Below are 21,356 nucleotides of genomic sequence, written 5' to 3'. Positions count from 1 at the left end.
CCAGCCGGCTGCGGCGGCGCGACGCATGCGTCGCGAATTCCCGCCTCGCCCCCCTTGAAGGGGGAGGAGTTGGCGCTTCATGCGATTGCTCTGGGGCGAGGGCGCGGCGGGGCATCGTACCCATGATGTCAGGCGACGGCAGCCGCAGGCTTGGGCCAGATCCAGTGCTGCAGGCTGACCGGCACCGGCACCAGGGACATGGCCTCGGTCGGGCAGCGGTCGATGCAGGCGGCGCAGCCGGTGCAGGCCTCGCGGATCACGTTGTGGATCTGCTTCGCCGCGCCGACCACGGCATCCGTCGGGCAGGCCTTGATGCAGCGGCAGCAGCCGATGCAGATTTCCTCGGCCACCACGGCCAGCTTGGGGCCATCGTCGACCACGGCTGAGAGGTCGAGCTTGACGCCCAGCATCGCCGCCAGCGCTTCGGCCACCGACTTGCCGCCGGGCGGGCACAGCGTCGGCAGTGCCTCGCCGCGCGCCAGGGCCGCCGCCGCCTGGCTGCAACCGACATAGCCGCACTGGCCGCATTGCGAGCCGGGCAGCATGTCCTTCAGCTTGCCCTCGATCGGATCTTCCGCGACCGCCAGATAGCGCGCTGCGGTGCCCAGCAGGGCGCCGAGGGCGAGGCCCATCAGGGCGAGGGTTGCGACGGCTATGAGCATGGCATTCTCCTTTTGCTATCCGGTACTGATGCCCGAAAACCCCATGAAGGCCATCGCCAGCAGGCTGGCGACGATGAAGCCGAGCGGCGGGCCGGCGAACAGGCGCGGCACCTCGGCCAGTGCCAGGCGTTCGCGCAGGCCGGCGAAGATCACCATCACCAGGCTGTAGCCGAGCGCCGAGGCAAAGCCGAACAGCGTGGCGCCGAGGAAGCTCATGCGGCCTTCGACCAGCAGCAGGGCGACGCCGAGCACGGCGCAGTTGGTGGTGATCAGCGGCAAGTAGATGCCGAGCATCTGGAACAGGGCCGGCGAGACTTTCTTGATGGTCAGCTCGGTGAATTGCACGGCGCTGGCGATGACCAGGATGAAAGTCACGGTGCGCAGATAGCCCAGGCCGTAGGCGTCGAGCAGCCAGTGCTGCACGGCCCAGTCGGCCATCGACGACACCGTGATGACGAAGGTGGTGGCCAGGCCCATGCCCGCCGCCGTGTCGATGCGCGTGGTGACGCCCATGAAGGAACACAGGCCGAGGAAGCGGGCGAGGATCACGTTGTTCACCAGTGCCGCGCCTATCATCATCAGGGCGAAATCTTTCATGGCGAATTTCCAATCGAAAGTGTCATGGACGCTCCCTCCCCTTCAAGGGGAGGGTTGGGGAGGGGATGGGTCAAACTGGCGTGACACGTCGACGGAACGCCCGTTTCTTCCCCCATCCCCCTCCCGGCCGCTGCGCGGCCCACGGCTGGCTTTGCACAGCTAGCCGGCTGCGGCGGCGCGACGCATGCGTCGCGAATTCCCGCCTCGCCCCCCTTGAAGGGGGAGGAGATGCGCAGGAAGCGCGGCGCCAGATCGCCGCGTGCGGCCAGGCGCCGCGCGACCGTGCCTGCCGCCAGCAGCCCGACCACTAAGCCGGCCGCCATCGCCGCCATGGTGGCGAGGTCGCTCGCCCAAGCACTTTCGGCAATGCCGCCAGCCGTCAGCGCTGTTACCAGCGGCAAGCCATAGGCGGTCAGCGCGGCGCGGATCAGTGCACGCTCGGCGACGCCCACCACCACGCGCTCGCCGACATGCAGGTCGTCCGCGTTGTCCAGAGAAAAACGCCGCGCCGCGATGCGGTCGGTCACTGTGCCGATGCCGCCGGCCCCGGCCCCAGCGCCGCAACTCGAAGCCGAGGCGCAACTGCCGCAACTGCTGGTCTGTTCCGGTTCGAGCCAGGCCGTCGCGCCGTCGACGCCGACCACGCGGGCGATGCCTTCGACGGTATGCAGGTCACGCGACACTGTGCGCCCCTCCCATCTGGATTTCCTTGCCGGCGCGCAGGTCGACCATGCGCTTGACGACGACCAGCAGGCCGGTGACGAGGAAGCCGCCGGGCGGCAGGATCATCATCAGCACGCCCATGTCGGCCGGCAGCAGGCGCAGTTCGATGGCCTTGAAGGCCGGGCCGAGCAGCAGCGAAGCGTCGGCGAACAGGGTGCCGTTGCCGGTGATCTCGCGCACCGCGCCGATCGCGGTCAGCGCGATGGTGAAGCCCAGGCCCATGAACAGGCCGTCGAGGAAAGAGGGCAGCACCGGCTGCTTCGCGGCGAAGGCTTCGAGGCGTGCCAGCGGCAGGCAGTTGGAAACGATCAGCGGAATGAACAGGCCCAGCACCTTGTACAGCTCGTGCATCCAGGCGTTCATCGCCAGGTCGACCAGGGTCACCATGGCGGCGACGATCAGGATGTAGACGGGGATGCGCACTTCCGGAGTGATCAGCTTGCGGAACAGCGCGACCAGCAGGCTCGATGCCGCCATCACTACGGCGGTGGCCAGCCCCATGCCGAAGCCGTTGGTGGCGCTGGCGGTCATGGCCATCGCCGGGCACATGCCGAGCAGCATGCTGAAGACGCCGTTGTTGTCCCACAGGCCGTCCTTGACGATGGTCTTGTAATTGTTTGCCATGTCACGCCTCCGCTGGGCCGCCCCGAGGAGGCGTAGCGTCAAAACTTTGGAAGCCGCAAAGCGGCTGAACCGTAGTCACCCCTTTCCTTGGGAAAGGGGATGGGGGATAGGTTGTCATTTCGCCTCCGTGAGCGCGGTCTTGTTCGCGGCGAAGAACTCCAGGCCGTCGCGGATCGCGGCCAGCACGCCGCGCGGCGTGATGGTGGCGCCGGCGAACTGGTCGAACTGGCCGCCGTCCTTCTTCACCTTCCAGCGTTCGGCCGGCGGATTGCCCAGCGACAGGTCGTTGAAACGCAGGATCCAGTCGCCTTTCTTGACCTCGATCTTGTCGCCCAGGCCCGGCGTTTCCTTGTGCGCCAGCACGCGCACGCCGAGTACCTTGCCGTCGGCGGACAGCCCCAGCATCAGCTTCATCTCGCCGGCATATCCCGTGCCGTGGATCTCGTAGGCGACGCCGGTGACGCGGCCTGCCTTGCGTGCGCGATAAATCGTTATTTCGCGGCCGTGGGCGTTCTTCATCAGCAGCGTGTCGGTCACCGGATTGTTGTCGTGGAGAGTGGTGGGGATCACCTGGGCCAGCGAGTTCTGCCGGTCTTCGAGGGCGCGGGCGGCGATGTCGTCCAGCGTCAGGCGGTCGGTGACGGCCAGCACCAGGCCGAAGCCGAGGCAGAAGGCGCCGAGGATCACGCCATGCATCAGGCCGGGCGGCTTGATCGCGACGGTTTCGGGCTGGAGGGCGTGAGGGCTGTTCATGGTCTGACGAAGATTCCTTTGCCCATCGCTTCGCATCTTCCGTGCCACCGCATGTTGCGGCGCACACCAAAGCCGTGCATGCGCGCCCAAGTCCGCACCAGCATGGGGGTTTTCGCCTTGCCGGGACGCCTCGCCGTGTCGCCAGCGCCAACTCTTGGCTGTGTCGCAAGTCCTACAAAACACGGGGTAAATACTCCAAATCCAGCGTGAAATCAGACTCGGCACGGAACCTGCTGAATGGAGCGAAGACATTGGATCCGGAGATGGTGCGCCATGGCGAAGAAGCAACTTGAGACGGTGGGCGGTGGGGCTGAAGGCGCCGAGACCGCGGCGGCAATTCATCCGCGCGTATTCCAGCAGACCGTGGACCAGGCCGACATCGCGATTTCGATCACCGACGTCGGCGGCAACATCCTCTACGTCAATCCCGCCTTCTCCCGCGTCACCGGCTACGCCGCCGACGAGGCGGCCGGCCGCAACGAATCCATGCTGTCCAACAAGACCACCCCGCCCGAGGTGTACAAGTCGCTGTGGCAGAGCATTTCGCGCGGCGAAGCCTGGAGCGGGCGGCTGATCAATCGGCGGCGCGATGGCAGCAAGTACCTCGCCGAACTCTCGATTTCGCCGGTGGTCGATGCCGGCGGCGCGATCGTCAATTACCTCGGCATGCATCGCGACATCACCGCGATGCACCGCCTCGAATGCGAGGTGAAGAACCAGAAGGCGCTGATCGAATCGGTGGTCGATGCGGCGCCGATGGTGATCGCGGTGCTCGACGTCGATGACCGCGTGCTGCTCGACAACCAGGAATACAAGAAGCTGCAGGCCGACCTCGGCATGGCCGAGCCGGCACCGATGCTGATGACGGCGATCCGCGCCGGGCTGGAACTCGACACTGTGAAGGGGCGGCGCAATTCCGGCTATGCCTTCCTCGACCGCGAAGTGCGCCTCGACCTGCCGGGCGGCAAGCCGCCGCGCTGGTTCTCCTGTTCCGGCAGCCGCGTGCGCGAGGACGACAGCGGCGCCGACGCCTTCTTCGAGGGCGGCGGGCGCGACTACCTGCTGCTGGTAGCCAAGGAAATCACCGGCCTGCGCGCCGAGCAGGAAAAGGGCCGCGTCGCCGCGCTGCAAGTTGTGATGGCCGAGGAGGACCGCGTCTCGGCGCTGCGCGAGAGCCTCTCGGCGGCCACTTTCCGCCTCGAAGGGCCGCTCAACATGATGTCCTCGGTGGTCGGCATGCTGGCGCGGCGCAACGGCGACGCCGACCCGATGGCTGTGGCGCTGGCCGACGCGATGGCCGCCGGGCAGCAGGCGCTGGCCGAGTTGCGCGCCATGATCCCCGCCGAAACGCGCGAACCTGCCGGCGCCATCAACGTCAATGAACTGCTGCGCGACGTGCTCGACCTCAGTACCAAGCGCCTGCTGGCCTCGGGCGTCAGCGTCAACTGGAAGCCGCAGGCCATGCTGCCGACGCTGCAGGGTTATCCGAACCAGTTGCGTTCGATGTTCAAGGCCCTGATCGACAACGCCATCGAAGCCATGAGCGCGCGCGGCTGGCGCGAGCGCGACTTGTCCGTGATCACCCGGGCGCAACCCGGCGGCATCGACATCGTCATCGAGGACAGCGGGCCCGGCATTCCCGCCGGGCAGCAGCTCAAGGTGTTCGAGCCCTTCTACACCACCAAACGCGAAGGCACCGCCCAACGTGGCCACCTCGGCACCGGCCTTTCCGCCGCGCAGCAGGTTGCCGCCGATCACGGCGGCACGATAGAGGTCGACCCGGCCAAGCTGGGCGGCTGCCGCGTGCGCGTGCTGCTACCCGTGAAGCGTCGATCATGAGTGAACTGCGCTCGTCCACCCTGCTGCGCGCCCATTACGAGATGCTGTTCCGCGTCTCGCAGGCCTTGTCGCGCTCGCTGGATTTTCACCAGACCCTGCGCGAGGTGCTGCGCACGCTCGAAGTCACAGGCCATTTGAGCGGCGGCATGGTCGGCGTGGTCGATCCCGACAGCGGCGAGCTCGGCGTGCATGCCGTGCATGGCCTCGACAGCGAGGTTTACGAACCGGTGCGCTACCAGCCCGGCGAAGGCCTGGTTGGCATGATCCTCGAAGGCGGCCGCACCATCGCCGTCCAGCGCCTGGGCGACGAGCCGCGCTTCCTCAACCGGCTCGGCCTTTATGACAAGGAGCTTCCCTTCATCGCCGCGCCGATCCAGGTCGGCGGCGCGCTGCAGGGCGTGCTCGCGGTGCAGCCCGACGAGCCCGACGACGGCCTGCTCGCCGAGCGCGTGCGCTTCGTCGAAATGGTGGCCAACCTGATCGGTCAGAGCGTGCGCCTTTCGCTCGAAGTCGACCGCGAACACAAGGCCCTGGCCGAAGAGCGCGACACCCTGCGCCGCACCGTGCGGCAGAAGCACGGCTTCGACAACCTGGTCGGCCATTCGGGACCGATGCGGCGCATTTTCGAGCAGATCCGCATGGTGGCGAAATGGCCGACCACGGTGCTGATCCGCGGCGAAACCGGCACCGGCAAGGAACTCATCGCCAACGCCATCCACTACAACTCGCCGCGTGCGCGCGGGCCCTACGTGCGGCTCAACTGCGCCTCTCTGCCGGAAAACCTGCTCGAATCGGAACTCTTCGGCCACGAAAAGGGTGCCTTCACCGGCGCCGTGGCGGCGCGCAAGGGCCGCTTCGAAACCGCCGACGGCGGCACGCTGTTCCTCGACGAGATCGGCGAAATCTCGCCGGCCTTCCAGGCCAAACTCTTGCGCGTGCTGCAGGAAGGCGAGCTGGAGCGCGTCGGCGGCAGCCGCACAATCAAGGTCGATGTGCGCCTGATCGCGGCGACCCACCGCGATCTCGAAGCGGCCGTGGAAACCGGCGAGTTCCGCGAGGACCTCTACTACCGGCTCAACGTCATGCCCATCCTGCCGCCGCCGCTGCGCGAACGCATGGAAGACCTGCCCGAGATCGCCCGCTTCCTGCTCGAACGCCTGGGCGGCATCCAGAGCCGGCCGCTGTCGCTGACCGCCGCAGCCCAGCGCCGCCTGGCGCAGCACAGCTGGCCCGGCAACGTGCGCGAACTGGAGAACTGCCTGGAGCGCGCCTCCGTGATGTCGATGAATGGCGAAATCGACGCCGAGCTGATCCGCATCGACAAGCCGCGCACCGGTCCGGGCCGCGGCGCCGCGTCCCCAAAGGGGACTTCCTTCGCCGTATCGCCAGCGCCAACTCTCAGGCCGCCACTCGACGCCGACGGCGACGCGATCGAGCCCGGCAGCGAGCAAAGCGAACGCCAGCGCGTGATCGCCGCGCTGGAGCAGGCCGGCTGGGTCCAGGCCCGCGCCGCGCGCCTGCTGGGCATGACGCCGCGCCAGATCGCCTACCGCATCCAGACGCTCAACATCGAGGTGCGGCAGATATGACGGATAAGATAGCCGTCTATTTCGGCACCGACACCGGCCGCACGCGGCGCATCGCCAAGCTGATCGCGCAGAAGCTCGGTGATCGGGCACTGGCCCCGGTGAATATCGGCCGCACCGGCGTCGAAGACTTTCTCGCCCATGAGCTGCTGATTCTCGGCGCACCGACCTACGGCGACGGCGAATTGCCCGGCCTCGCCACCGGCCTAGCGCAGGAAAGTTGGGCCGAGTTCCTGCCGCGGCTTGAAGGGCAGGACATGCGCCACCAGACCGTGGCGCTGTTCGGCCTCGGCGAGCAGGAAAAATACGGCCACGAGTTCGTCGATGCGCTGATCCTGCTCCATGACGCCGTCGTCGCTTGCGGCGCCCGCGTGATTGGCGTCTGGCCGACCGATGGCTACGCCTTCCAGGCTTCGCAGGCGATCATCGACGGCCGCTTCGTCGGCCTCGCGCTGGACCCGGTCAGCCAGCCGGCGCTGACCGAGCCGCGCATCGATGCATGGCTGCGGCAACTCGATGAAGAATTGCAAACCCTGGAGTTGCACGATGCCCACACATGAAGCCTATGAAATCGGCGAGATCGTTTTCAGCCGCGAACTGCTGGTGAACGACGGCGGCATTCCCGATGTCGCCGCCGACGCCGTGCTCGCCACGCCGGGCCGGCGCGGCGTAGTGGTCAACCATGGTCACGTCGAAGCCGATCCCGATCAGGCGATCTACCTGGTGCGCTTCGAAGGCGAGGGCGGCGCCCTGAGCGAGCTCGGCCCGCCGGTCGGCTGCCTGCCCGCGGAACTGACCCAGGACGAGGCCTGGGCCAAGGCGGCGGCAGCGTAGGCATTACGCCATTGTCGCTTTTGCGACAGCCCAGGCGAGCCGGAAAAATTGCCGAATTTCAAGACCTTAGGCAGAACGATCGGCATGGCATGAGGGTTGCTGAATCACGGGTGTCCCCAGCCCGGGGGAATGCAAGGGAAGCTCGCCATGGATCTGCCTGTCATCGAATCCACATCACCCCAAGCCGGCGGCTGCAGCGCCGGCAGTTGCGGCTCATCTGCCTCCCAGATGGGCGGTATGTCGGATGAAATCCGCGCCCGGGTGCAGGACCATCCCTGCTATTCGGAAGACGCCCACCACTATTTCGCGCGCATGCACGTCGCGGTGGCGCCGGCCTGCAACATCCAGTGCCATTACTGCAACCGCAAGTACGACTGCGCCAACGAGTCGCGCCCCGGCGTGGTTTCGGAACTGCTGACGCCCGACCAGGCGGTGAAGAAGACGCTGGCCGTGGCGGCGACGATTCCGCAGATGACGGTGCTCGGCATCGCCGGCCCCGGCGATCCCCTGGCCAATCCCACACGCACTTTCGAGACCTTCCGCCAGCTCGCGCTGAAGGCGCCCGACATCAAGCTCTGCGTGTCGACCAACGGCCTCGCGCTGCCCGACCATGTCGAGGAATTGTCGAAGCACAACATCGACCACGTCACGATCACCATCAACTGCGTCGACCCCGATGTCGGCGCAAAAATCTATCCGTGGATCTTCTGGCAGAACAGGCGCATCCACGGCCGCGAGGCTGCCGCGATCCTGATCCAGCGGCAGCAGCAGGGGCTGGAGATGCTGGTGGCGAAGGGGATACTGGTCAAGGTCAATTCGGTGCTGATCCCCGGCGTCAATGACGAACACCTGAAGGAGGTGTCGAAGATCGTCAAGGCCAAAGGCGCCTTCCTGCACAACGTCATGCCGCTGATCGCCGAAGCCGAACACGGCACCTTCTACGGCGTCATGGGACAGCGCAGCCCGAATCCGGCGGAGCTGAAGAACCTGCAGGATGCCTGCGAGGGCGACATGAACATGATGCGCCACTGCCGCCAGTGCCGCGCCGATGCGGTGGGCCTGCTCGGCGAGGATCGCGGCGACGAATTCACCATGGACAAGATCGAGGCCATGGACATCGACTACGAAGCGGCCATGGCGGTGCGCGCCGAGTTGCGGGCGAAAGTCACGGCGGAGCTGGAGGCCAAGCGAAACAAGGCGCATGCACCGGCGGGGCTGCAGGTGGTGCAGTTCATGCCGCGCCAGAAAACGCCGGCCGGACGGGCGGTGCTGATGGCTGTGGCAGGGAAGGGCGGCCTGGTCGCGGTGCACTTCGGCCACGCGAAAGAATTCCTGGTCTATGAAGCCTCCGCCGCGGGCGCCAAGTTCGTCGGCCATCGCAAGGCCGAGCAGTACTGCGCCGGCGACGAGACCTGCGGCGATGGTGAATCCGTCCTCGACAGGACCATCAAGGCCCTCGATGGCTGCGAGGTTGTGCTCTGCTCGAAGATCGGCTTCGAGCCCTGGGGCAATCTCGAAGCGGCCGGCATCGCGCCCAACGGCGAGCATGCGATGGAGTCGATCGAGGACGCCGTGATGGCGGTGTGGAATGAAATGCTGGCGGCGGGAAAGCTCGACGCCAAGCCCGCATCGAACTCAACCCCGGCCAAGTGCGCCTGAGGAAACCGTCATGGCACTCGAAATCATCGAAAGCTGCGTGAACTGCTGGGCCTGCGCGCCGCTCTGCCCCAACAAGGCGATCTACGAAGCCGCGCCCCACTTCCTGATCGACGCCGACAAATGCACCGAATGCGTCGGCGATTATGCCGATGCGCAATGCGTTGCGATCTGCCCGATCGAAGGCGCGATCCTCGACGAACTCGGCGCGGAAATGAACCCGCCGGGTTCCCTGACCGGCATCCCGCCCGAGCGCTGGGCGGCAGCGCAAGCGGAAATCATGGCGCGCTGATCATGGCCACCATCACCTTTTACGAAAAGACCGGCTGCGCCGGCAATGCGCGCCAGAAGAAGCTGCTTGCGGAGTCCGGCCACGAGGTGCTGGCGCGCGACCTGCGCCACAAGGCCTGGACCAATCTGGCCCTGCTCGAATTTTTCATCGGCCTGCCGGTCACGCAATGGTTCAACCCTGCCGCGCCGGCCATCAAGTCGGGCGAGATCGTGCCCGGGGAACTCGACGAGCCGACCGCACTGGCGCTGCTGCGCGACAACCCGCTGCTGATCCGGCGGCCGCTGCTGCAGGTCGGCGAGGAGCGAAGAGTTGGCTTTGACGCCACGGCGATCGACGCCTGGATCGGGCTCGCGGATGTGCCCGACGAAAACCTCGAAGCCTGTCGCCATGGCGGCGAGCCTTGCCCGACTTCATAACCGGAAAACCCCATGCCCAAAGCTCAAGTCACCTTTCAGGACATCGGCATCACCGTCACCGTTCCCGCCGGCACGCGGCTTATCGAAGTCTCGGAAAAGATCGGCGCCGGCATCACCTACGGTTGCCGCGAAGGCGAGTGCTGCACCTGTCTGACCAAGATCATCTCCGGCCACGAGCACCTGGCCGCGCCCTCGATGCTGGAAGACCAGGTGCTGAAGGACAATCTCGCGCCGCGCCACCACCGCCTCGCCTGCCAGGCCCAGTTGCTGGGCGGCAGCATCGTCGTCAAGCCCGCCTGATGCCGGACGACTATACGCGCCGGTGAGGCGGCGAGAAATGCGGAATTCCGGGTGACACTTTCCGCGCGCGCCGAGGCGGCCTATCTCGGCCTCGCGCTGGGCGATGCGCTGGGTGCCACCGTCGAATTCATGACCTCGCGCGAGATCGCCCATCACCATGGCGTGCATCGCGAGATCGTCGGTGGCGGCTGGCTCCGGCTCAAGCCCGGTCAGGTCACCGACGACACCGGCATGGCGCTGGCGCTGGGCGAGGCCATCCTCGCCAATGACGGGCGGGTCGAAGCGCTGGCCTGCGCGCGCGGCTTCGACGCCTGGATGCGCCGCAAGCCGGTCGACATCGGCAACACCGTGCGGCGCAACCTGCTGCGCTTTCGCCACACCGGCGAGCCGCAGGCGCCGGCATCCGAACACGATGCCGGCAATGGCGCTGCGATGCGCGTGCTGCCGGTGGCGCTGGCGACGCTGGGCCGGCCCGAGGCCGAGGTGCGCGCCGCCTGTCGCGCCCAGGCCCACGTCACGCACCACAACGCGATGTCCGACGCCGCCTGCGAATTCCTCGCGCTGGCGGTGCAGGATTTCCTGCTCGGCAAGTCCCTGCGCGAAGTGTTCCGTACGCGCATCCAGCCATTGGTGCAGGCGCAGCCGGCCTTCGCCTTCCGCGCGCGGCCGCGGCGCGAGAATCCCAGCGGCTGGGTGGTCGAGACCCTGCAGGCGGTGCTGCAGGCACTGGTCGATGTCGGCGGCTTCGAGCCCTGCCTGGTCGATGTCGTCAATCGCGGCGGCGACGCCGATACCACCGGCGCCATCGCCGGCATGCTGGCCGGCGCGCTCTACGGCCGCGAAGCCTTGCCAGCGCGCTGGCTCAATGCGCTCGATGCGCAAGTGCGGGAGGCCTGCGTGGCGCAGGCGCGGGCGCTGGTCGGTGCTGACGTCCCCAGTTATCGCTAGCGCAAGTCACCACGCGGGGCGCGTGATGCCCTTGACCCGGCTGCGTGGCCGAATTACATTGCTCACCATTAGGTAATTCACTTTGATGGAGAGTTCCATGAAAAGCACACTGACTTCCCGTGGCCAGACCGTGGTTCCGGCGAAAATTCGACGCCAGTTCGGCCTGACGCCGGCAGATGGCCTGGAGTGGCTGGTGGAGGGTACGACGATACGCGTGGTTCCGGTCAGGCGCGACACGGTGGCGGCCTTTCGCGGCCAGGGCAAGGGCGGCGCGGTCAAGCGTTTGCTGGCGGAACGCAAGGTCGATCGGGCACGCGAGTGAAACGCTGGCTGCTCGACACCTCGGCCCTGCTTGCCTTGCGCGACGACGAGGCAGGGGCCGACCGGGTCGCGGCGCTGCTGAATCAGGCCCAGGCCGGGCGCGCCGGGTGTTACGGCTGCTTCATGTCCCTGATGGAAGTCTATTACCGGGTCTGGAAGGACGAGGGCAAGGCCGCCGGGCGCCTCGCCTACGAGCAATGCCTGTCCTTGCCGATCGAGTGGCTGCACGAATCCGTCGAACTCTTGGAGGCGGCCGCCGCGATCAAGGCGACCAACGCCCTGTCGCTGGCCGACGCATGGATTGCGGCCGCCGCAGGCCTTGCCGGCGCGACCCTGGTGCACAAGGACCCGGAGTTCGCGGCACTCAAACTGAAGCAGGAAGTGTTGCCGCTCAAATAACTGCGGCCGTCGTTGTCGGCGTGTCGCCAGCGCCTACTTTTGCCGCCGGACCGGCTTTCTCAGGCCAACCGGACAATCTGGTTCAGGCGTTCGCATACCTGTGCCAGCAAGACGTCGGACAATCGTCCGAGCGGGTGAGGCTTGCCGCCACGCAAACGCCAATCGAAGGACTTGGGCTGGTGGCAAAGCACGTAACTGGGCTGGCCGGCCTTGCGTCCCTTGGCCGGGCCGACGGCCACAGCGAAAGGGTTGTCGGCGTTGTAGGCCGCCGTGGTCATCGGCAATCCGATGACCAGCGAAGTCTTGTCGTTGAAGTTGGCGGGCGAGAGCACCAGAAAAGGATGGACGTCGCGCATCTCGCGGCCGACTTGCGGATTGCAGTCGATCCAGATGATGTCCTGGCGATCCGGCACCCAAAGGCGGCGCTTAACCGAAGTCGACGGCTTCCTGACTACCACCGCTCGGCACCGATCCGTTCACTGGCCATTGCTTCGCCGCCATGCCGCGCCGGATCGAACTGTGCGAGTCGCTGTTCGAGCGTCAGTGTTGTATCAGCGACCGGCGTGATGACCACCAGCCCGCCCTCCACCGAGACGCGAACCCGCTGGTCGACGCTGAGATGCGCCGCGCGAGCCACCGCCGCCGGCAAACGGACACCCAGATTGTTGCCCCACTGCTTGATGTCGAGAACGGCTACGGTCACGATCTTCCCCCGAGAATGTTTAGACAGTAGTTTAAACGGTGAAGTACGCGAGGTCAATCCGACCGATTCCGAACCGGAGTGGACTGGTCGTTCCGGGCATGAGCATTGTTCGCGAGCGAGAAATGTTGGTCGCGCGCGGCGTGCACAGAGAGCAATAGTTGGCGCTGGCGGCACGGCGATCCGCGGTCTCGGGGAAATCGAAATCACACTGATCCTTTTAGCTTGGTGTGGATTTTGTTCCTGTCCATGTCGTTGGGAACAGGGACACCGGGAAGGCTGTGAGGTGGCCTTTATCCTTGCAAAATCAGGAGTAGACATCCATAAATGCAGGGATGATCGATCGCCTCCTGACGGCTGAACTTGAAGCAGCTTTGGCCCTTTCGTCTGCGCTGGCGGCAGGACTTCATCCACAGCTACCTGGAGCGCGACATTCCCCAGTTCGGTCCGCGCATCGCCGCCGACCTCAAGCCGGTGCGCAAGTTCGTCGTCTATCCGGGCGCGGACCGCTATCGCCTGGCGGAGGATATCGAGGCAATTCCGCTCGTCGAACTGGCGGCAATGCTGCGGGGATAAGATCAGGCGGCAACCGGGCTGCCCGCCAGTTCGGCGACGAGTTCGCCAAGCTCCGCTTCGACCAACTCCAGTCCCTGTTTTGCGCAGAAACGCCGCTCCTTGTCCGTCGGCTCAGCGATCAGCGCCCAGCCGGCGGGTTCTTTCGCCGCGTCGTAGATCAGGTCGGAGAAGACCATGCGTTCTGAATCGCGGTCGAGGCGCATGCCGAGCAGCAGGTAGCGCTTGCCTTTGCGTTTGGCCTTGACGAAGGCCGGCACGGCGAAGCCGCCCATCAGTTCGGTGATGTAATCGACATAGTCGGCATCCGAGGCGATGTAGCTGGATTTTGGCAGCGGCGCGCCCATCGGCTTGAACAGGACGGGCAGGGCGGGGTCGGCCTGGGTCGGGTCGATTTCGGCGTAGCTGTCGCCGTCGTGGGCGTAGAGCTTGAAGCGGTAGTCGGTGCCGCCGATGCGGGCACAGCCGAGGATCAGCAGGTGCGGCATATGGGCGTAGCTGTCCTGCAGTTGCGTGTCGCGGTTGATGTCGATCACGTAGGGCGGGGCGATTTCGGCTAGCCAGTCGTGCAGCGCGGCGCGCGTCCATTTGCTGGTGGCATAGGTGGCGTCGAGGAAGCGCGTGACGGTGCTGCGGCCGCGCTTGAGTTCGATGTTCATGGCGGCGCGGGGGAATTCGTACATGAGTTTCGGCGCCATCGGCTGGCCGTTGTTCATGGCCAGGATCAGTTGCTCGCCGGTGGCCGGGATCGGTCGTCCGTCGAGTTTCGATGTGACGCCGGCGAGGACGCCGGGGCCGAGATAGGGAACGATGCTGCCGTCGGTCAGGCCGGCCTGCCATTGGTCGAGGAGTTCTGTAGGGATCATTTTGGTGTGCTCCGGGTGGGGTAGGTGTGTTCGTGCAAGAAGCGCACCCGGGGTGAAGGCCTGTGCTGGCAAGGGCTTGCGGATTGATTGTCGGACTTGCTACAAGACAAGAGTTGGCGCTGGCGGGACGGCGATTGGTGGTGATTTCCACGCGGTTACGTCACTATCCCCCCGGCCCTCGCCTTGAAGGGAAGGGAGATTGAACTGCGGCGATCAGGTGCTCGCCAGCCTCACCCGGTAGAGGCCGCCGATCACCACGTATTCGTCTTCGGCCTTGAGCATGCCGGGCAGCAGTTGGCTGTAGAAGGCCAGCTTGGGCAGCGGCACGTCGACGCTGAGGATGCTGTCGCCGAACTCGCCGGCGCGCTCGCGCGAGCGCGAGAAGGAACTGATGTTGTTGAGCAGCACCACTTTGTCAAATGAGTTGGCCTCGGGTCCGCTGTGGACATCGTCGTCGGCGATGATCTCGTGGTCGCTCAGGCGATTGACGCCGCGATACAGGCGGATGTGGCTGCGCTGCGGAAACTGCCGCGTAAGTTCGTACTGGCAGTAGGCGTAGAGCAGGTCGAGCTGGGATTCGAGCGCGTTGGTGCCGTAGAGGCCGGCGGCACGCATCTCGACATAGCGCTGCCAGGCGGCGCTGCCGGGTTCGCGCAGCGAATCACCGTGGTGGCGCGGCATCAGGCCGAAGCGTGACTCGACCCAGCCTTTGAGCACGGCGGCCTCGCGGCCGTCGGGGTCGAAGGCCCAGCCGCGCACCATGCGCAGGTAGCTGGCCCTGGCACGCGATTTCGGCTGGTGCTCGGTGAGCCCGGCTTCCTCGGGATGGCTCAGGCGGAAGTGCGCCTCCATGTAGCCGACGAAACGTTGCGACCGTTCCGCGGCGGCTTCGATCTCGTCGAGCAGTTCGAACAAAGGGCGGTGCAGGGCGGCGACGCCGTCGATGGCGAGCGCCGCCGGCGCGCGCTGGTAGGTGAGGCCGCCGAGGATGGATGCGGGCAGGTTGCAGCGGTTGATCGGCAGCCGAACCGATTTCGGCAAGGCCGGCGCGGGTGGGTCTCCCTTGTCGGAGCCGCTACAAACTTGCGCGTCGATGTCGCACATCGAAGCCGCAGCGGATACCTCGGGTATCGCGGGAATCCTTGTCACGTCAGGGTTTACGGGAATTCACAGCGGCTGGCACGCTCCGTGCAGTAGTCCTGCCGTGAGCATGGGAATTCAACCCGGCTCCAAAGAATTCAACGCAGGACTTCAACGCAGGACCTCAACAAGGAGAGCGCATCATGGCAAAACTTCGTCAGGCCGCCATCTATGGCAAAGGCGGTATCGGCAAGTCTACCACCACGCAAAATCTCGTCGCCGCGCTGGCCGAAGCCGGCAAGAAGGTGATGATCGTCGGCTGCGATCCCAAGGCCGACTCCACCCGCCTGATCCTGCACGCCAAGGCGCAGAACTCGGTCATGGAACTGGCGGCGGAAGCCGGTTCGGTGGAAGACCTCGAACTGGAAGACGTGCTGTCGGTCGGCTACGGCGGCATCAAGTGCGTCGAATCCGGCGGCCCGGAGCCCGGTGTCGGCTGTGCCGGCCGCGGCGTGATCACCGCGATCAACTTCCTTGAGGAAGAAGGCGCCTATACCGACGACCTCGACTTCGTTTTCTACGACGTGCTCGGCGACGTGGTCTGCGGCGGTTTCGCCATGCCGATCCGCGAGAACAAGGCGCAGGAAATCTACATCGTCTGCTCCGGCGAAATGATGGCCATGTATGCCGCCAACAACATCGCCAAGGGCATCGTCAAATACGCCAACTCGGGCGGCGTGCGTCTGGCCGGCCTGATCTGCAACAGCCGCAACACCGACCGCGAAGACGAACTGATCATCGCCCTGGCCGAAAAGCTGGGCAGCCAGATGATCCATTTCATTCCGCGCGACAACGCCGTGCAGCACGCCGAAATCCGCCGCATGACAGTGATCGAGTACGACCCGACGCACAAGCAGGCCGACGAATACCGCTCCCTGGCGAACAAGATCGTGGAGAACAAGAAGTTCGTGATCCCGACCCCGATCACCATGGACGAGCTCGAAGCGCTGCTGATGGAGTTCGGCATCATGGACGTCGAAGACACCGCCATCATCGGCAAGACCGCGGCGGAACTCGCCGCCGCCTGACGAAGTATTCCTCCGTAATTTCACGGGCGCCGTGCACGCATGAGTGCCGGCGCCCCACAAGGAGAAGCATATGTCTACATTGACACGCGAACAGACCGAGGCCCTGATCCAGGAGGTGCTCGAGGTCTATCCCGAGAAGGCGAAGAAGGACCGCGCCAAGCACCTGGCGGTCAACGACCAGTCGGTCGACCAATCGAAGAAGTGCATCACCTCCAACCGCAAGTCGCTGCCCGGCGTGATGACCGTGCGCGGCTGCGCCTACGCCGGCTCCAAGGGAGTGGTCTGGGGGCCGATCAAGGACATGATCCACATCTCGCACGGCCCCGTCGGCTGCGGCCAGTATTCGCGCGCCGGACGCCGCAACTACTACGTCGGCACCACCGGCGTGGACACCTTCGGCACCATGAACTTCACCTCGGATTTCCAGGAGAAGGACATCGTCTTCGGCGGCGACAAGAAGCTGACCAAGCTGATCGGCGAAATCGAACAGTTGTTCCCGCTGCACAAGGGCATCTCGGTGCAGTCGGAATGCCCGATCGGCCTGATCGGCGACGACATCGAGGCGGTGGCCAAGAAGGCCGCCAAGGAAATCGAGAAGCCCATCGTCCCGGTGCGCTGCGAAGGTTTCCGCGGCGTCTCGCAGTCGCTCGGCCACCACATCGCCAACGACGCGATCCGCGACTGGGTGCTCGACGCGCGCGACGGCCAGCCCTTCGAGTCCACGCCTTATGACGTGTCGATCATCGGCGACTACAACATCGGCGGCGACGCCTGGGCCTCGCGCATCCTGATCGAGGAAATGGGCCTGCGCGTGGTGGCCCAGTGGTCGGGCGACGGCACCCTGGCGGAAATGGAAAAGACGCCGAAGGTGAAGCTGAACCTGCTGCACTGCTACCGCTCGATGAACTACATCAGCCGCCACATGGAAGAGAAGTACGGCATACCGTGGCTCGAATACAACTTCTTCGGCCCGACCAAGATCGCCGAATCCCTGCGTGCCATCGCCGCGCATTTCGACGACACCATCAAGGCCGGCGCCGAGCGCGTGATCGCCAAATACCAGCCGATGATGGAAGCCGTGATCGCCAAGTTCAAGCCGCGTCTGCAGGGCAAGACCGTGATGCTGTATGTGGGCGGCCTGCGTCCGCGCCATGTGATCGGCGCCTACGAGGACCTCGGCATGGAAGTCATCGGCACCGGCTACGAGTTCGGCCACAACGACGACTACGACCGCACCATCAAGGACATGGGCAACGCCACGCTGCTCTATGACGATGCCAATGGCTTCGAGCTGGAGGAGTTCGTCAAGAAACTGAAGCCCGACCTGGTCGGTTCCGGCATCAAGGAAAAGTACGTGTTCCAGAAAATGGGCATCCCGCTGCGCCAGATGCACTCCTGGGATTATTCCGGTCCCTATCACGGCTACGACGGCTTCGCCATCTTCGCCCGCGACATGGACATGGCGATTTCCAATCCGTGCTGGACCAAGCAGGTCGCGCCCTGGCTGAAGCAGCCGGAAGCCGAGACTGAAGAACTGCCGAAAGCTGCGTAAAGCCATTAGCCACAGAGGACACAGAGAGCACAGAGAAAACCCTTGCGCCTTGCCTTTAACTCTGTGTCCTCTGTGATCTCTGTGGCAAAAAAGGTTTATTGAATTTCAACTTGCGCTCGCGTCCACAAATGAGTGGCGCAGGCAAAGGAGATGAAGATGCAAACCGTAGATGAAATCAAGCCCTGTTACCCACTGTTCCGCGACGACGACTACAAGGCCTCGCTGAAGAACAAGCAGGACCTGTTCGAAGAAAGGCATCCGGCCGAGAAAGTGCAGGAAGTCTTCAAATGGACCACGAGCAAGGAATACCAGGAGCTCAACTTCAAGCGCGAGGCGCTGACCGTCGATCCGGCCAAGGCCTGCCAGCCGCTGGGTGCTGTTCTGTGTGCTCTTGGATTCGAAAAAACGCTGCCCTATGTGCATGGTTCGCAGGGTTGCGTGGCCTACTTCCGCAGCTACTTCAACCGTCACTTCAAGGAGCCGATCTCCTGCGTCTCGGATTCGATGACGGAAGACGCGGCGGTGTTCGGCGGCCAGAAGAACATGTTCGACGGCCTCGAAAATGCCAAAGCCATGTACAAGCCGGAAATGATCGCGGTGTCCACCACCTGCATGGCCGAGGTGATCGGCGACGACCTCAACGCCTTCATCACCAACACCAAGAAGGCCGGGCATATTCCCGAGGACTTCCCGGTGCCTTTCGCCCACACGCCGTCCTTCGTCGGCTCGCACGTCACCGGCTGGGACAACATGTTCGAAGGCATCATGCGCTCCTTCACGCTGAACACCATGGAAGGCAAGGTGGTCGGTTCGAACCAGAAGCTGAACTTCGTGCCCGGCTTCGAGACTTACCTCGGCAACTTCCGCGTCATCAAGCGCATGATGGCCGAGATGGACGTCGAGGCGACGCTGCTGTCCGATCCGAGCGAAGTGCTCGACACCCCGGCCGACGGCGAATTCCGCATGTACTCGGGCGGCACTACCCAGGCCGAGATCAAGGATGCGCCCAATGCCGTCAGCACTATCCTGATCCAGCCCTGGCAACTGGAGAAGACCAGGAAGTACGTCGAGAACACCTGGAACCACGAAGTGCCCAAACTCAACATCCCGATGGGCATCGACTGGACCGACGAGTTCCTGATGAAGGTCTCCGAGCTGACCGGTAAGCCTATCCCCGAATCGCTGGCCAAGGAACGTGGCCGCCTGGTGGACATCATGTCCGACTCGCACGCCTGGCTGCACGGCAAGAAGTTCGCGCTCTACGGCGATCCGGATTTCGTCATGGGCATGGTCAAGATCCTGCTCGAATGCGGCGCCGAGCCGACCCACATCGTCTGCAACAATTCGAGCAAGCGCTGGGTCAAGGCCATGGAAAAACTGCTGGCCGAGAGCCCCTTCGGCGTCAATGGCAAGGTCTATCCGGGCGCAGACCTGTGGCACATGCGCAGCCTGTGCTTCACCGACAAGCCGGATTTCCTGATCGGCAACAGCTACGGCAAGTTCATCCAGCGCGACACCCTGCACAAGGGCCCCGAGTTCGAAGTGCCGCTGATCCGCATCGGCTTCCCGCTGTTCGATCGTCATCACCTGCACCGGCAGACGACGATCGGCTATGAGGGTGCCATGCAGGTGGTGACCACGCTGACCAATGCAGTGCTCGAAAAGCTCGACGCCGACACCATGGGCATGGGCACGACGGACTACAACTTCGATCTCATACGCTGACCTTCACTTCCCTCTCCCTTCGCGGGAGAGGGACTGGAGGAGAGGGAAATCATCATGGCCAACATCATGGTCGCAAAGAATGCCACCGGCGCCTACTCGTTCTACCTGCCCAAGCGCGACCTGGAGGACGCCATCGTCGCGATGGAGTTCGACACGTCCGAGAAGTGGGGCGGCGAGATCAGGCTCAACAACGGCGGCGTTTACTACATCGAGCCGCAGGCCGTCCCTGCGCGCTTTCCCATCTCGCTGCGGGCGCGGCGGGTGGATGCGGCTGAATAACCGGGAGAAACATCATGGCAATGAAAATCATCCAGGCCGAATGCACCTCGTGCGGCGACTGCAAGCCGGTCTGCCCGACCACCTCGATCACCGACAAGGGCAGCATTTTCAAGATCAACGTCGAGACCTGCACCGAGTGCGAAGACGAACACGATTCGCCGGCCTGCCTCGATGCCTGTCCGGCCGGCGACGCCTGCATCGTGTATCTCTGATACACCATGCAATTTAACGCCCGCCTCCTCCCGGCCGTTCCACGGCTGGCTTTGCACAGCCAGCCGGCTACGGCGGCGCGGAGCAGTGCTCCGCGCTTGCCCTGTTCCTCCCCCTTCAAGGGGGAGGTTAGGTGGGGGATGGGGCGAGTATCCGCGGCATTTCCCCCCATCCCCACCCCGGCCTCCCAATCGCAAACGTTGCATGCGACCTTCCCCTTGAAGGGGAGGGAGGCGGGCGTCGGCGCGATCAAGTCAGCGCACATGCCCTCAAGGGGAGGTGACTATCTGGCTCGCTGCGCTCGAAAGGAGTAGCCCAATGTCACAATCCATCACCCGCGAAGCGGCGCTGCGCGTGGCCCTGGCCGCCCGCGAGCTGGACGAACTGCCGGTCAGGGAGCTGGTTTCGGCCCTGGCTGCGCGTCTCGACCTGCCGCTGACCGAAGCCAAGCTCAAGACCGTGACGGTCGCCGACCTGCAACTGATCCTGCAAGGCGACGACGTCGTCGAGACCGGTACGCCGAAAGACCAGCTCAAACAGGCCGTGCGCCTGCTCTGGGGCGAAGGTGTCAGCGGCAGCGATCTGCCGGCGCCCGAATCCTATGCCGATGGCGACCTGCCCGGTTCGATCCGCGTCGCCTGCGCCTCGAACAGCGGCGAACTGCTCGACGGCCATTTCGGTTCCTGCGAGCGCTTCCTGATCTACCAGGTGTCGCCCGCCGCGGCGCGCCTGATCGACCTGCGCCCGACCCTGGAAGCCGACCACGCCGAGGACCGCAACGTCGCGCGCGCCGCGCTGATCAAGGATTGCCAGGTGGTCTATGTGCAATCCATCGGCGGCCCCGCGACGGCCAAGGTGGTACGGGCCAACATCCATCCGGTGAAAGTCGGCGCTGGCGGTACGGCGCTTGATACTCTCGTCCAGCTACAACAGGCCTTGAACTCGCCGCCACCCTGGCTGGCCCGCGCCATGGGCGTCGAGGCCGGCTCGCTGGCGAAATTCGTCGCCGCGGCGGAGGACGCCGAGACATGATCGCCGCCGGCATGCTCGAGCGCGTTGCCGCTTCGGTCGCCGCGGCGAACCCGAAGCTGGCCGACATCGACCTGCAGCACCAACTGCGTGCCGAGTACGGCGGCCTGCGCGTGGTGGTCTGCAGCGACGACGACCTTCCGCCCAGGCTGCCGCCGGCACATGGCAATGCCCGCTGCAATCTGTACTACCTCGACACCGGCGCGCACTGCGTCACGCTGACGCGCGACGCAGCGGCGGCGAGCGGACTGGTGGTGGCGCTTTTGGCTGGTCCACTCGATGCGGCCGGCGACTAGGCGCGAAC

At 65.0% G+C, this 21,356-nt stretch carries 28 protein-coding genes; 19 read left to right on the top strand and 9 right to left on the bottom strand.

From position 1 onward, the window contains the following. Window positions 1–128: 128 nt before the first annotated feature. From RMO95_RS00620 to rsxG, 5 genes are all read right to left on the bottom strand, one after another. A complete protein-coding gene (locus RMO95_RS00620) occupies window positions 129–662 on the bottom strand; it encodes an RnfABCDGE type electron transport complex subunit B (protein ID WP_310448639.1) in 534 nt (177 codons plus the stop codon). Window positions 663–677: 15 nt separating this feature from the next. Beyond that, window positions 678–1,259, bottom strand: coding sequence for an electron transport complex subunit RsxA (rsxA, locus tag RMO95_RS00615; RefSeq protein ID WP_310448638.1), 582 nt, complete (start codon window positions 1,257–1,259; stop codon window positions 678–680). Continuing rightward, window positions 1,256–1,942 carry a SoxR reducing system RseC family protein gene (locus RMO95_RS00610; protein ID WP_310448637.1) on the bottom strand — a complete coding sequence of 229 codons (687 nt, stop codon included), beginning with the start codon at window positions 1,940–1,942 and terminating at the stop codon, window positions 1,256–1,258. Before RMO95_RS00610 ends, rsxA begins: the two co-directional genes overlap by 4 nt. Continuing rightward, on the bottom strand, window positions 1,932–2,606 hold the full coding sequence (locus RMO95_RS00605) for an electron transport complex subunit E (protein ID WP_310448636.1): 675 nt from the start codon (window positions 2,604–2,606) through the stop codon (window positions 1,932–1,934). The genes RMO95_RS00610 and RMO95_RS00605 overlap by 11 nt, the downstream gene beginning before the upstream one ends. Before the next feature lie 114 nt (window positions 2,607–2,720). Then, window positions 2,721–3,359: an electron transport complex subunit RsxG gene (gene rsxG / locus RMO95_RS00600; protein ID WP_310448635.1), complete on the bottom strand. Its 639-nt coding sequence runs from the start codon at window positions 3,357–3,359 to the stop codon at window positions 2,721–2,723. 273 nt (window positions 3,360–3,632) lie between these two features. On the opposite strand from rsxG, the gene nifL reads away from it, so the two are divergent. The 11 genes from nifL to RMO95_RS00545 all read left to right on the top strand — a co-directional run bounded on the left by nifL (window position 3,633) and on the right by RMO95_RS00545 (window position 11,950). Continuing rightward, a complete protein-coding gene (nifL, locus tag RMO95_RS00595; protein ID WP_310448634.1) occupies window positions 3,633–5,198 on the top strand; it encodes a nitrogen fixation negative regulator NifL in 1,566 nt (521 codons plus the stop codon). Further along, window positions 5,195–6,787, top strand: coding sequence for a nif-specific transcriptional activator NifA (gene nifA / locus RMO95_RS00590; RefSeq protein WP_310448633.1), 1,593 nt, complete (start codon window positions 5,195–5,197; stop codon window positions 6,785–6,787). The genes nifL and nifA overlap by 4 nt, the downstream gene beginning before the upstream one ends. After that, complete coding sequence (locus RMO95_RS00585) at window positions 6,784–7,344, top strand: flavodoxin (protein ID WP_310448632.1); 561 nt, start codon at window positions 6,784–6,786, stop codon at window positions 7,342–7,344. Before nifA ends, RMO95_RS00585 begins: the two co-directional genes overlap by 4 nt. After that, the gene (locus RMO95_RS00580; protein ID WP_310448631.1) at window positions 7,331–7,618 is read left to right on the top strand and encodes a nitrogen fixation protein NifZ; all 288 of its coding nucleotides are present in this window, start codon (window positions 7,331–7,333) and stop codon (window positions 7,616–7,618) included. Before RMO95_RS00585 ends, RMO95_RS00580 begins: the two co-directional genes overlap by 14 nt. 147 nt (window positions 7,619–7,765) lie before the next feature. Beyond that, the gene (nifB, locus tag RMO95_RS00575; protein ID WP_310448630.1) at window positions 7,766–9,277 is read left to right on the top strand and encodes a nitrogenase cofactor biosynthesis protein NifB; all 1,512 of its coding nucleotides are present in this window, start codon (window positions 7,766–7,768) and stop codon (window positions 9,275–9,277) included. Window positions 9,278–9,287: 10 nt separating this feature from the next. Continuing rightward, window positions 9,288–9,566: a 4Fe-4S dicluster domain-containing protein gene (locus tag RMO95_RS00570; RefSeq protein ID WP_310448629.1), complete on the top strand. Its 279-nt coding sequence runs from the start codon at window positions 9,288–9,290 to the stop codon at window positions 9,564–9,566. Window positions 9,567–9,568: 2 nt separating this feature from the next. Continuing rightward, on the top strand, window positions 9,569–9,982 hold the full coding sequence (locus RMO95_RS00565) for an ArsC/Spx/MgsR family protein (RefSeq protein ID WP_310448628.1): 414 nt from the start codon (window positions 9,569–9,571) through the stop codon (window positions 9,980–9,982). 12 nt (window positions 9,983–9,994) lie between these two features. Further along, complete coding sequence (locus RMO95_RS00560) at window positions 9,995–10,282, top strand: 2Fe-2S iron-sulfur cluster binding domain-containing protein (protein ID WP_310448627.1); 288 nt, start codon at window positions 9,995–9,997, stop codon at window positions 10,280–10,282. A gap of 51 nt (window positions 10,283–10,333) precedes the next feature. Further along, a complete protein-coding gene (gene draG / locus RMO95_RS00555) occupies window positions 10,334–11,230 on the top strand; it encodes an ADP-ribosyl-[dinitrogen reductase] hydrolase (RefSeq protein WP_310448626.1) in 897 nt (298 codons plus the stop codon). Between the two features lie 97 nt (window positions 11,231–11,327). Further along, window positions 11,328–11,552: an AbrB/MazE/SpoVT family DNA-binding domain-containing protein gene (locus RMO95_RS00550; protein WP_310448625.1), complete on the top strand. Its 225-nt coding sequence runs from the start codon at window positions 11,328–11,330 to the stop codon at window positions 11,550–11,552. Then, on the top strand, window positions 11,549–11,950 hold the full coding sequence (locus RMO95_RS00545; protein WP_310448624.1) for a PIN domain-containing protein: 402 nt from the start codon (window positions 11,549–11,551) through the stop codon (window positions 11,948–11,950). Before RMO95_RS00550 ends, RMO95_RS00545 begins: the two co-directional genes overlap by 4 nt. A gap of 59 nt (window positions 11,951–12,009) precedes the next feature. On the opposite strand, the gene RMO95_RS00540 is transcribed toward RMO95_RS00545, so the two are convergent. Together RMO95_RS00540 and RMO95_RS00535 are read right to left on the bottom strand one after the other, a co-directional pair. Continuing rightward, a complete protein-coding gene (locus RMO95_RS00540; RefSeq protein WP_310448623.1) occupies window positions 12,010–12,363 on the bottom strand; it encodes a type II toxin-antitoxin system PemK/MazF family toxin in 354 nt (117 codons plus the stop codon). A 38-nt stretch (window positions 12,364–12,401) separates the two neighbouring features. Beyond that, a complete protein-coding gene (locus tag RMO95_RS00535; RefSeq protein WP_310448622.1) occupies window positions 12,402–12,653 on the bottom strand; it encodes an AbrB/MazE/SpoVT family DNA-binding domain-containing protein in 252 nt (83 codons plus the stop codon). Window positions 12,654–13,013: 360 nt separating this feature from the next. Between RMO95_RS00535 and RMO95_RS00530 the strand changes: the two genes are divergently transcribed. After that, window positions 13,014–13,226 carry a hypothetical protein gene (locus RMO95_RS00530; RefSeq protein ID WP_310448621.1) on the top strand — a complete coding sequence of 71 codons (213 nt, stop codon included), beginning with the start codon at window positions 13,014–13,016 and terminating at the stop codon, window positions 13,224–13,226. Between the two features lie 2 nt (window positions 13,227–13,228). Here the strand turns inward: RMO95_RS00530 and RMO95_RS00525 are convergent, their stop codons facing one another. Both RMO95_RS00525 and RMO95_RS00520 read right to left on the bottom strand, forming a co-directional pair. Continuing rightward, window positions 13,229–14,089, bottom strand: coding sequence for an SIR2 family protein (locus RMO95_RS00525; protein ID WP_310448620.1), 861 nt, complete (start codon window positions 14,087–14,089; stop codon window positions 13,229–13,231). 213 nt (window positions 14,090–14,302) lie between these two features. After that, on the bottom strand, window positions 14,303–15,238 hold the full coding sequence (locus tag RMO95_RS00520; protein ID WP_310448619.1) for an NAD(+)--dinitrogen-reductase ADP-D-ribosyltransferase: 936 nt from the start codon (window positions 15,236–15,238) through the stop codon (window positions 14,303–14,305). 134 nt (window positions 15,239–15,372) lie between these two features. Between RMO95_RS00520 and nifH the strand changes: the two genes are divergently transcribed. The 7 genes from nifH (at window position 15,373) to RMO95_RS00485 (ending at window position 21,348) form a co-directional block, all read left to right on the top strand. Then, window positions 15,373–16,257: a nitrogenase iron protein gene (nifH, locus tag RMO95_RS00515; protein ID WP_310448618.1), complete on the top strand. Its 885-nt coding sequence runs from the start codon at window positions 15,373–15,375 to the stop codon at window positions 16,255–16,257. Between the two features lie 70 nt (window positions 16,258–16,327). Next, window positions 16,328–17,809, top strand: coding sequence for a nitrogenase molybdenum-iron protein alpha chain (gene nifD / locus RMO95_RS00510; protein WP_310448617.1), 1,482 nt, complete (start codon window positions 16,328–16,330; stop codon window positions 17,807–17,809). Window positions 17,810–17,965: 156 nt separating this feature from the next. Further along, the gene (gene nifK, locus RMO95_RS00505; protein ID WP_310448616.1) at window positions 17,966–19,534 is read left to right on the top strand and encodes a nitrogenase molybdenum-iron protein subunit beta; all 1,569 of its coding nucleotides are present in this window, start codon (window positions 17,966–17,968) and stop codon (window positions 19,532–19,534) included. Between the two features lie 54 nt (window positions 19,535–19,588). Next, window positions 19,589–19,813, top strand: coding sequence for a putative nitrogen fixation protein NifT (gene nifT / locus RMO95_RS00500; RefSeq protein ID WP_310448615.1), 225 nt, complete (start codon window positions 19,589–19,591; stop codon window positions 19,811–19,813). A gap of 14 nt (window positions 19,814–19,827) precedes the next feature. Beyond that, window positions 19,828–20,025 (top strand): 4Fe-4S dicluster domain-containing protein, encoded by a 198-nt coding sequence (locus RMO95_RS00495; protein ID WP_310448614.1) that lies wholly within the window; start codon window positions 19,828–19,830, stop codon window positions 20,023–20,025. Window positions 20,026–20,341: 316 nt separating this feature from the next. Next, entirely contained in the window at window positions 20,342–21,055 is a 714-nt protein-coding gene (locus RMO95_RS00490) for a dinitrogenase iron-molybdenum cofactor biosynthesis protein (protein ID WP_310448613.1), read from the top strand. Then, window positions 21,052–21,348, top strand: a complete 297-nt coding sequence (locus tag RMO95_RS00485) for a hypothetical protein (protein ID WP_310448612.1) — start codon at window positions 21,052–21,054, stop codon at window positions 21,346–21,348. Before RMO95_RS00490 ends, RMO95_RS00485 begins: the two co-directional genes overlap by 4 nt. Window positions 21,349–21,356 lie beyond the last annotated feature (8 nt).

The organism is Sulfuritalea sp. (genome assembly GCF_031426875.1).
Lineage (GTDB): Bacteria > Pseudomonadota > Gammaproteobacteria > Burkholderiales > Rhodocyclaceae > Sulfuritalea.
This window is presented reverse-complemented; position numbering and strand designations above follow the sequence as displayed.

Coding starts and splice junctions, on each gene's coding strand:
- RMO95_RS00620 (WP_310448639.1), bottom strand. CDS start 662: ATGCTCATAGCCGTCGCAACCCTCGCCCTGATGGGCCTCGCCCTCGGC.
- rsxA (WP_310448638.1), bottom strand. CDS start 1,259: ATGAAAGATTTCGCCCTGATGATGATAGGCGCGGCACTGGTGAACAAC.
- RMO95_RS00605 (WP_310448636.1), bottom strand. CDS start 2,606: ATGGCAAACAATTACAAGACCATCGTCAAGGACGGCCTGTGGGACAAC.
- rsxG (WP_310448635.1), bottom strand. CDS start 3,359: ATGAACAGCCCTCACGCCCTCCAGCCCGAAACCGTCGCGATCAAGCCG.
- nifL (WP_310448634.1), top strand. CDS start 3,633: ATGGCGAAGAAGCAACTTGAGACGGTGGGCGGTGGGGCTGAAGGCGCC.
- nifA (WP_310448633.1), top strand. CDS start 5,195: ATGAGTGAACTGCGCTCGTCCACCCTGCTGCGCGCCCATTACGAGATG.
- RMO95_RS00585 (WP_310448632.1), top strand. CDS start 6,784: ATGACGGATAAGATAGCCGTCTATTTCGGCACCGACACCGGCCGCACG.
- RMO95_RS00580 (WP_310448631.1), top strand. CDS start 7,331: ATGCCCACACATGAAGCCTATGAAATCGGCGAGATCGTTTTCAGCCGC.
- nifB (WP_310448630.1), top strand. CDS start 7,766: ATGGATCTGCCTGTCATCGAATCCACATCACCCCAAGCCGGCGGCTGC.
- RMO95_RS00570 (WP_310448629.1), top strand. CDS start 9,288: ATGGCACTCGAAATCATCGAAAGCTGCGTGAACTGCTGGGCCTGCGCG.
- RMO95_RS00565 (WP_310448628.1), top strand. CDS start 9,569: ATGGCCACCATCACCTTTTACGAAAAGACCGGCTGCGCCGGCAATGCG.
- RMO95_RS00560 (WP_310448627.1), top strand. CDS start 9,995: ATGCCCAAAGCTCAAGTCACCTTTCAGGACATCGGCATCACCGTCACC.
- RMO95_RS00550 (WP_310448625.1), top strand. CDS start 11,328: ATGAAAAGCACACTGACTTCCCGTGGCCAGACCGTGGTTCCGGCGAAA.
- RMO95_RS00525 (WP_310448620.1), bottom strand. CDS start 14,089: ATGATCCCTACAGAACTCCTCGACCAATGGCAGGCCGGCCTGACCGAC.
- nifH (WP_310448618.1), top strand. CDS start 15,373: ATGGCAAAACTTCGTCAGGCCGCCATCTATGGCAAAGGCGGTATCGGC.
- nifD (WP_310448617.1), top strand. CDS start 16,328: ATGTCTACATTGACACGCGAACAGACCGAGGCCCTGATCCAGGAGGTG.
- nifK (WP_310448616.1), top strand. CDS start 17,966: ATGCAAACCGTAGATGAAATCAAGCCCTGTTACCCACTGTTCCGCGAC.
- nifT (WP_310448615.1), top strand. CDS start 19,589: ATGGCCAACATCATGGTCGCAAAGAATGCCACCGGCGCCTACTCGTTC.
- RMO95_RS00495 (WP_310448614.1), top strand. CDS start 19,828: ATGGCAATGAAAATCATCCAGGCCGAATGCACCTCGTGCGGCGACTGC.
- RMO95_RS00490 (WP_310448613.1), top strand. CDS start 20,342: ATGTCACAATCCATCACCCGCGAAGCGGCGCTGCGCGTGGCCCTGGCC.
- RMO95_RS00485 (WP_310448612.1), top strand. CDS start 21,052: ATGATCGCCGCCGGCATGCTCGAGCGCGTTGCCGCTTCGGTCGCCGCG.